Consider the following 8,496-nt stretch of genomic DNA (forward strand, 5'->3'; position numbering starts at 1 on the left):
GGCTTTCTGCGCACCATAAAAGCGTTTCCTTGGTCGAGCCTGATGACCCTCGGGCGGCCGCGCAAGGCTCTTCAAGAGCGGCAATCATCGAACGCAGGCGCAAGGAGCAGTCAGTGACCTCATCGACAGACCCGCCTGCGGACGGAATCCGGATGGACGCGCGCGTCATTCCAGTGCCGGCTTCGCTCAGCGTCGAAGCGCAGGCGCGACTGCCGGCGGCCGTGATCGGTGGCGTGCCGGCCAATGCGGCGCAGGCCCTGCCCGATCCAGCCGATCATGATGCCTGGCGCGCCCTTCGCGTGCAGGTGGACGCGGCCTATCGCAAAGCCCTGCTGACGCAGGAAGCCGGCGAGGCCGAAATCACGACGATCAGCGTCGACCGCGCCACGGTCCATGTCGCGCGGCCCGCGAACCTCGTGCATCACGACGCGGTCTATCTCGACCTGCACGGCGGCGCCTTCGTATTCGGCGGGGGCGAGGTCTGTCGCGCGGCGGCAGGCGCCGCGGCCGCCCAGCACGGCCTCTGCTGTCACGGTGTCGATTACCGGATGCCGCCCGAGCACCCCTTCCCCGCCGCGCTTGACGATAGCCTCGCGGCCTATCGGCGTGCGATCGCGGAGGTCGGCAGCGGCCGCATGGTGATCGGCGGGCGCTCGGCGGGGGGCAACCTAGCGCTGGCCACGGTGCTGCGCGCCCGAGACGAGGGCCTGCCGCCGCCCGCCGGGCTGGTGCTTCTTTCGCCAGAGGTGGACCTGACCGAGTCGGGCGACAGCTTCCGAACCAACCGCGGTCTCGACGTCAACCTCCACGGCTCGCTGATGCGGGCGAACCTGCTCTATGCCGGAGACGCCGATCTGACCCATCCCTATCTGTCGCCGCTCTTCGGGCGCTTGGCGGCGGATTTTCCGCCGACCTTCATCCAGACCGGCACCCGCGATCTGATGCTGTCGAACGCGGTCCGCCTGCACCGGGCGCTGCGCGAGGCGGGCGCGCCGGCCGAGCTGCACGTCTTCGAGGCGATGCCCCATGGCGGCTTCGGCGTCACCCCCCGAGGATCAGGCGCTGTCGCGCGAGATCGCCGGCTTCGTCGCCCGCAGACTGGGGCGCGCGGGATGAGCGCGGCTTCGCCCCGCCCCGCCCGGCCTGGCACCGCCCGGCACAGCCTCACAGGCCCCAACCAAAAGGATTACCAATGACAATTACGCATGAGGACGAACTGGAGGCACTGCGCAAGATCGGCCGCGTCGTAGCGAACACGATGCAGGCCATGGCCGCGGCGATGGAGCCGGGTATGACAACGCAGGAGCTGGACGAAATCGGGCGCGAGCTGCTGGAGCGCGAAGGAGCGGTCTCGGCGCCGCGGTCCACCTACGACTTTCCCGGCACGACCTGCATCAGCGTCAACGAGGAAATCGCCCACGGCGTCCCCGGCCCGCGCAAGCTGCGCCAGGGCGATCTGGTCAACATCGACGTCTCGGCCTCGCGGGACGGCTATTTCGCCGATACCGGGGCCAGCTTCACTCTTGGCGCCGTCGCGCCCGAACTGCAACGGCTCTGCCGCGACGGGCGGCGCGCGATGGAGATCGGCATCGCGCAGGTCGGGCATGGCAAGCCGCTGGCCGGGATCGGCAATGCCGTGGGCGCTTTTGCAGCCAAGCACGGCTATACGCTGATCCGCAATCTTGCCAGTCATGGGATTGGTCGCGCCCTGCACGAGGCCCCGAGCGAGATCGCCACATGGCCCAACCGGCGCGACAAACGCAAGATGCATGACGGGCTGCTCCTGACGGTAGAGCCTTTCCTGTCCTCTGGCGGAGCGTGGGCGGTAGAGGGCGGCCACGATGACTGGACGCTGCATTCCAGCCCGCCGGCGCCCGTCGTGCAATATGAACATACCGTCGTCGCCACGAAACGCGGCCCCATCGTCCTGACCCTGCCGGGTTGAGGCTCCCCCAACCTCTAGAGGCCCCATGCGCATCATGCTTGTCGAGGACGAGGCCGGGCTGGCCGAAATGCTGGCCAAGGTCCTGCAGCGCGAACGCTTCGTGGTCGATCATCTCGATTGCCTCGCCGACGCGCGCGAAGCCGCCGCCTTGGTTGAATACGATCTTGCGCTGCTGGACCGGACACTGCCCGACGGGGACGGGCTGTCGCTGCTGGCAGGGCTGCGCGAGAGAAGCCCCGGCATCCACGTCATCATCCTCAGCGCGCGCGGCGAAGTCGCGGACCGCGTGGCCGGTCTGGATCACGGCGCGGACGACTACCTCGTGAAACCTTTCGCGCTCGATGAGATGCTGGCGCGGATCCGCGCCGTGCGCCGCCGCCCGGCGCAGGTGCGCGACGAACGGATCGGCGCGGGGCGCGTCATCTTCGATCCGGTCAATGACCAGGCCGAGGTCGGGGGCCACCCCCTGACGCTGCCCCGCCGCGAGCTGCGCGTGCTGGCCGCCCTGATGCGGCGGCGGGGGCGAACCGTCATGCGCGAGACGCTTGAACAGGCAGTCTTCGGCTTTGACGACGAGATCCAGTCGAACACGCTGGATTCGCATGTCTCGCGCCTGCGCCGCCGCCTGCGAGAGGCGAATGCCGGTGTCGAGATCCACGCCATCCGGGGCGTGGGCTACCTGCTGCGCGGGGCGCCATGATGCGCGGCCCTTCGCTCAAACGGCCGCTGATCGTCTATCCGCTGATCGTGCATCTGGCGACGCTGCTGATCTCGGTGCTGATCCTGATGGTGGGCGCGCTCAGAATTGACAGTGGCGGACCTTATGCCGACGAGCGGGTCATTCCAGTCATCGCCGCGGCGATCGAGCGCGACCAGACAGGCGCGCTGGTCGTCCGCCCGACCGAAGCGCTGGAGGGGTTGCAGACCGAAGCGCCGGGCCTGTGGTTCCTCGCAGAGGACGAGGACGGGCACAGCGTCGGCTTCGGCGCGTCCCGGAGGCCTATGAAGGGCTGCGCGGGCGGCTGGTGGATCTGTCCGTCGCGCAGCTGCGCGACGTCGCGCCGCCCTATCGACTCACCGCGATCCTGCGCCGCCAGACGACCGAGATCGGCACGCTAACCATCCTGGGCCAGGGTCCTCTGCTGGAACTGAACATGGTCGTCCTGATGGCCTCGACCGTGGTCTTCCTGCCGTTCCTCGTGCTGCTGTCGCTGACCTCCTTCGCGATCACCCCGCTGATCGTCAGGCGGGCGCTGGCCGGCATATCGCGCATCGCAGACGAGGCCGAACACATCGACCCCGACCGCCGGGGCCGCCGCCTGAGCGAAGCGCATGTCCCCCGCGAGATCGCGCCGCTTGTGCGCGCGATGAACGATGCCCTGCGACGGCTGGACGAGGGTCACGAGCGCCAGCAGCGGTTCATCTCAATGGCGTCGCATGAATTGCGCACGCCCATCGCAGTGTTGCAGGCCCGGATCGAGGCTGCGGGCGATCCCGCCCTGCGCGCGCTTGGCGACGACATCCAGCGCCTGACGATCCTTACCGAGCAGCTTCTGGACCTGCAGCGCATGGCTGAGGGCGGCTCCCATGCCCCGGTGGATATGACGAAACTGGCGCGCGGCGTGGTCGCGGATCTGGCGCCCTTGGCCATCGCCGGAGGCCGGACGATGGCGGTCGAGGCCGGGACGGCAGCCCCCTGCATGGGGGACGCAGCCGCGCTGGAGCGGGTGCTGATGAACCTCTTGCGCAACGCGATCGATCACGGCGGGCGGAATGTCGTGCTGCGCGTGACGGGCCAGGTGCTGGAGGTGCAGGATGACGGGCCGGGCATTCCTCCGGATCAGCGCGATCGCGTTTTTGAACCCTTCTACCGGCTGCGCCCGCAATCCGGCGGCAGCGGGCTTGGACTCAATCTGGTGGCGGAGGTCGTGGCCCGGCATGACGGTCGCGTGACGATCCGCTCGGCACCGGGCGGCGGCACCATCGTCCGGGTCGAGCTGGGCCTTCGCGAGACGCCCGACACGGGCGCGCCGGGTAGGCGGCTTTTCCATCGCTCGGCGCAGCGACGCCATGTTCGTGCAACCTTCGGCGCGCAGAGGTTCCAGGACGCAGGCGGTGGGAATGCGATCCGTCTGCGCGGAACTGGAACTGACATGAAGGCACTTGAAATGCGAAAATCTCCTCTCCTCCAGTCGCGTGGCGGCATCGGCATGGCGCTGCTGGCTGCAGGGCTTCTGGCCGGGTGCATGTCCGAAGAAAGCTCGACCGAGGCCCTCTATCGGCAGAACATGGTCAGCGAGACCGCGCTGAACGCCCAGATCATGAGCGACCGCGCCCGCGATCAGCGCTGCCAGCGCGACCCATCCCGCCGCGAATGCGGCCCGCGCCCCTGATTCTCACACCCCGTTAAAGCCGCCCCGCGGATGCCGCGCATCCACGGGGGCGAACCCGATACGTTCGAAGGAGAAGCCGAGTGAAATTCCATCCGACAGGCGGCGCCCCCTGCCCGCGCGGCGGGCGCGGCATGTCCGCCCCCCCCTCTGCCCCGTTTTGGTCGATCCGCGCGTTCCGCGGCGCGGCCGTCGCAGTGATCCTGTCCACATTCGCCGCCTCTGCGGCCGAGGAGATGCACCTGACCTATCCCGACACCCCCCGAACGCACGATGTCGAGACGCTGTTCGGCGTCCAGATCGCCGATCCCTTCCGCTGGCTCGAGGCGGACCCGCGCACGGATACAACCGTGACAGAATGGATCGACGCGCAGAATGCCGTCTCGTCCGCCTATCTTGAGACGCTGCCGGCGCGGCCGATCTTTCAGCAGCGGCTGAGCCTGCTGAACCGGCACGACACCGTCTTCCCGCCCATCCGGCGCGGCGAGCGCTATTTCTTTCAGCGCCAGGGTGCAGGCGAGGACCAGCCGCGCCTGATCCTGCGCGAGGGAACCAACGGCCCGGAACGCGTGCTGCTTGATCCCTCCGCCCAGGAAGGCGGCGGCACGCAGGCCCTGGCCGAATGGGACGTGTCGCCCGACGGGGATTTCGTGGCCTATGCGCTGCAGAAGGACGGCTCGGACTGGCGCAGCATCCGCGTGATGGACGCCGTCACTGGCGAGGTTCTGGACGATCATCTTGAATGGGCGCGCTTCACGACGATCGCCTGGTCCGGCGACGGATCGGGGTTCTACTATTCGCGCTTTCCCGCCGGTGAAGACGGCGCCTCATTCAACGAGGCGGTTCGCGATCACGCGGTCTATTTCCACCGGCTTGGCACAAGCCAGTCCGAAGACCGGCTGGTTCATGGCGGCGCATCCGACACGCCGCTGTTGCACACTGCGACCGTCTCGGGCGATGGGCGGTTTCTGGTGATCTACAGCTCGGCCCTGTCAGGCGGCGTCGCCGTGACCGTGACGAACCTGTCACAGGACGGTGCAGAGTCGCTGACCTTGGTCGAAAGCCATGAGGATCAATGGGCGCTGCTGGGAACAGAGGGCACGCGGCTGATCTTTTCGACGCAGATGGGCGCGCCGCAGGGCCGGGTGATGGCCATTGACCTGGCCGATTCCGAACCTGCCTTTTCCGAGCTGATCCCCGAGCGTCCCGACGCGGTGCTGCGCCACGGCACGGCCATCCTGGGTGACCGGATCGTGCTGGCCTACATGGTCGATGCCCGGATGGTGCTGGAGCGATATCGGCTGGACGGCACTCCCGACGGGTCGGTGGACTTGCCCGGCGCCGGAACCATTGCCCTGTTCCAAGGCGAGCCCGGCCGGGACGATGGCTACTTCCTCTTTACCAGCCACAAGTTTCCGCCCACGGTCCTGCGTCTGGATGTGGCCGAGAACAGCGTGACGCCGTGGCAGGATCCGAACCTGCCGGTGACGCTTGACGGTGTCGTGGTCGAGCAGCGCTTCTACGCATCGGCCGACGGCACCCGTATCCCGGTCTTTGTCATCCGCCGGGCCGACGTGACGGGGCCGGCCCCAACCATGATGACCGGATATGGCGGGTTCGGCATCAGTATGGTCCCCTATTACATGCCCGGGGCGATGGCTTGGGTGGAACAAGGCGGCGTCTATGCGGTGGCGAACATTCGCGGGGGCGGGGAATATGGCAGCGCTTGGCACCATGCCGGTCGGCGCGAACTGAAACAGACCGTGTTCGACGATTTCATCGCAGCGGGCGAATACCTGATCGCCGAAGGTATCACCGCGCTAGACGGGCTGGCCATCCACGGCCTGTCGAATGGCGGGCTTCTGGTCGCGGCGGTCGCCAATCAGCGACCGGACCTGTTTGCCGCCGTCCTGCCCGACGTGGGCGTCATGGACATGCTGCGCTTCGACCGCTTCACCGGCGGCGCGATGTGGGTCCAGGAATATGGCAGCCCCGCCGTCGAGGATCAGTTCCGCACTCTTCTGGCCTATTCGCCCCTGCACCCGATCCGCGACGGCGCGGATTATCCGGCGATCCTTGTCACCACCGCCGATACCGACAACCGCGTCGTGCCGGCCCATTCGCTGAAATACGCGGCTGCGCTTCAGGTGGCCGATATCGGCGCGCAGCCGCATCTGCTGCGAGTGACCCAAGGGGCCGGTCACGGGCAGGGCACGTCGTTGGCCACGCAGATCGCACAGATGGCTGAACAATGGGCCTTTGCGGCCCATTGGACGGGGCTTAAGGTCACGCCGAAGGACTAGGCGAGGTCATTCAACTGGGGCGGGATCGCGCCGGGCGGCCAGAAGGTCCGCCACATGGCGCAGGGCGCGGTCCCCGTCTCGCCGCCGGTGCCAGGCCAGATGCAGCGAAAAGCCCGGCACCGGGATCGGCGGCGGCAGCGTCGCCAGCCCCGCCGCCCCCGCCACCCGCGAGGGCAGCATCGCGATCAGGTCGGACTGGCGCAGCAGGTCCGGCACGATCGCGAAACCCGGAACCACCATACCCACCCGGCGGCTGCGGCCCTGTTCGGCCAGCTGCCCGTCCAGCGGACTGCGCGTCTCGGCGCGGCCCGACACAACGACATGCGGCCAGTCCAGCCAACCGTCGAGATCGAAGCCCGCGATCGCCGGATGATCCTCGCGTAGGGCGATGACATAATCCTCGCGCAGGATCTCGGCCCGGTTGAAGTCGGGATCCTCGCCCGGAAAGACCGACAGCGCCAAATCGCTCGTCCCGTCGATCAGAGCCAGACGCGCCTCCTGCCCGCCCCGCCAAGGCTGGATCACCAGATCGATCCCCGGCGCCGACTGGGCGAGGCCCGCCTGCAGCCCGACGGCCAACAGGGCGGCGGGATAATCCGCCATCGTGATGCGGATCGTGGCGCGGATATGGGCCAGCGGAACCTCGGGCGGTTCGACCAGATGCACGATGCCCGCCAGGACCGACTTGAGCGGGGCGCGCAACGATTCCGCCTTGGCGGTCAGGCGCATCGTGCCGCGCCCCCGTTCCAGCAGCGCATCTCCGAACAGGTGCCGGCAGCGTTGCAGCGCCGCCGAGGCCGCAGGCTGCGACAGCCCCACGCGGTCCGCCGCGCGACCCACATGCGCCTCGTCCAGAAGGGCGTCCAGAATCACCAGAAGGTTAAGGTCGATCGATCGCAAATTCATGGAGTGAATTATAACCCATTCTAACTATCGACGGCAGAGATTTTTGGCCCGTTAGATGCCCGTCGGGGCGACGGCCGTTGCCATCTAGGCCCGCAACTTTTCCATCGCGGGATTGTGCGGCCGGCCGCGCGGCCAGGTCAGCCAATAGCGGCCCGCCTCGACCTCGGCGGCGAAAGGGCGGGCCAGCGACCCCTCGCGCAGATGGCGGGCGAACATGACGGCGGGCAGCAGCGCCACGCCATGCCCCGCCACCGCAAGCTCGGCCAGCGCGACCGAACTGTGCAGCACTGGCCCCACCAGCAGCGGGCAGAGGGCGCACGCGGCGTCAAACCACCCCTACCATTCGTCGGTGCGGTAGGATCGCAGCAGGCGCTGAGCGGCCAGGTCGCCCGGCTGGCGGAGGCGTGGCAGCAGCGCGAGCGCGCAAAGGTGCGTCAGCGGCACGGCGATCAGCGGATCAGCCTCGAGCCAGGGCCAGGCCTCGCGGTCGCCAAAGCGCACGGCCAGGTGCAGTCCCTCCTTGGCGATCTCGATGCGGTCGTTGTGGGTGAAGACGCCAGACTGACATCGGGATGCGCGGCCTCGAAATCGGTAAGGCGCGGGATCAGCCATCCGGTCGCAAAGGTCGTCACCACGCCCAGATGCAGCACCTCGCGGTAGCGTCCGGACTGGAACCGCGCCAGCGCCTCGGCCATCTGGTCGAGACTACGCGTCAGCACCGGATGCAGCGCCGCCCCGACATCCGTCAGGATCAGCCCGGTCCAGGCGCGCTTGAACAGCTGGTGGCCCAGGATCTCCTCGAGCCGCTGGATCTGCTGGCTGATGGCGGCCTGCGTCACCCGAAGCTCGATCGCGGCGCGGGTGAAGCTGCCTTGCCGCGCCGCGATCTCGAAGGCGCGCAGCCCGTTCAGCGGAAGGTTCGGTCAGTCTATCATCTCAGCTTATGTGCCCT

9 protein-coding genes are annotated in these 8,496 nt (G+C 68.2%); 6 read left to right on the forward strand and 3 right to left on the reverse strand.

The window, feature by feature from the left end:
- The first annotated feature begins 152 nt into the window (after positions 1 to 152).
- The 6 genes from TY51_RS11485 (at position 153) to TY51_RS11505 (ending at position 6,638) form a co-directional block, all read left to right on the forward strand.
- Positions 153 to 1,196: an alpha/beta hydrolase gene (locus TY51_RS11485; RefSeq protein WP_197054743.1), complete on the forward strand. Its 1,044-nt coding sequence runs from the start codon at positions 153 to 155 to the stop codon at positions 1,194 to 1,196.
- Positions 1,193 to 1,945, forward strand: a complete 753-nt coding sequence (gene map, locus TY51_RS11490; RefSeq protein ID WP_042249797.1) for a type I methionyl aminopeptidase — start codon at positions 1,193 to 1,195, stop codon at positions 1,943 to 1,945. Before TY51_RS11485 ends, map begins: the two co-directional genes overlap by 4 nt.
- A 25-nt stretch (positions 1,946 to 1,970) precedes the next feature.
- Entirely contained in the window at positions 1,971 to 2,645 is a 675-nt protein-coding gene (locus TY51_RS11495; protein WP_042249800.1) for a response regulator transcription factor, read from the forward strand.
- A complete protein-coding gene (locus TY51_RS22725) occupies positions 2,642 to 3,064 on the forward strand; it encodes a hypothetical protein (RefSeq protein WP_197054744.1) in 423 nt (140 codons plus the stop codon). The genes TY51_RS11495 and TY51_RS22725 overlap by 4 nt, the downstream gene beginning before the upstream one ends.
- Positions 2,971 to 4,338: a HAMP domain-containing sensor histidine kinase gene (locus tag TY51_RS11500; RefSeq protein WP_197054745.1), complete on the forward strand. Its 1,368-nt coding sequence runs from the start codon at positions 2,971 to 2,973 to the stop codon at positions 4,336 to 4,338. The genes TY51_RS22725 and TY51_RS11500 overlap by 94 nt, the downstream gene beginning before the upstream one ends.
- Positions 4,339 to 4,418: 80 nt before the next feature.
- Positions 4,419 to 6,638, forward strand: coding sequence for a prolyl oligopeptidase family protein (locus TY51_RS11505; protein ID WP_231559024.1), 2,220 nt, complete (start codon positions 4,419 to 4,421; stop codon positions 6,636 to 6,638).
- A gap of 6 nt (positions 6,639 to 6,644) precedes the next feature.
- Here the strand turns inward: TY51_RS11505 and TY51_RS11510 are convergent, their stop codons facing one another.
- The 3 genes from TY51_RS11510 to TY51_RS23440 form a co-directional block, all read right to left on the reverse strand.
- Entirely contained in the window at positions 6,645 to 7,544 is a 900-nt protein-coding gene (locus tag TY51_RS11510; RefSeq protein WP_042249803.1) for a LysR family transcriptional regulator, read from the reverse strand.
- A gap of 84 nt (positions 7,545 to 7,628) precedes the next feature.
- Positions 7,629 to 7,832, reverse strand: a complete 204-nt coding sequence (locus TY51_RS23435; RefSeq protein WP_231559025.1) for a LysR substrate-binding domain-containing protein — start codon at positions 7,830 to 7,832, stop codon at positions 7,629 to 7,631.
- A 161-nt stretch (positions 7,833 to 7,993) separates the two neighbouring features.
- Positions 7,994 to 8,455, reverse strand: coding sequence for a LysR family transcriptional regulator (locus TY51_RS23440; RefSeq protein ID WP_307536380.1), 462 nt, complete (start codon positions 8,453 to 8,455; stop codon positions 7,994 to 7,996).
- Between the last annotated feature and the right edge of the window lie 41 nt (positions 8,456 to 8,496).

The organism is Paracoccus sp. PAMC 22219 (assembly GCF_000787695.1).
Lineage (GTDB): Bacteria > Pseudomonadota > Alphaproteobacteria > Rhodobacterales > Rhodobacteraceae > Paracoccus.

What these genes read in the sequence shown, in the direction of transcription:
- TY51_RS11485 (WP_197054743.1), top strand. Translation starts at nt 153, where the DNA reads ATGGACGCGCGCGTCATTCCAGTGCCGGCTTCGCTCAGCGTCGAAGCG.
- TY51_RS22725 (WP_197054744.1), top strand. Translation starts at nt 2,642, where the DNA reads ATGATGCGCGGCCCTTCGCTCAAACGGCCGCTGATCGTCTATCCGCTG.
- map (WP_042249797.1), top strand. Translation starts at nt 1,193, where the DNA reads ATGACAATTACGCATGAGGACGAACTGGAGGCACTGCGCAAGATCGGC.
- TY51_RS11510 (WP_042249803.1), bottom strand. Translation starts at nt 7,544, where the DNA reads ATGAATTTGCGATCGATCGACCTTAACCTTCTGGTGATTCTGGACGCC.
- TY51_RS11495 (WP_042249800.1), top strand. Translation starts at nt 1,971, where the DNA reads ATGCGCATCATGCTTGTCGAGGACGAGGCCGGGCTGGCCGAAATGCTG.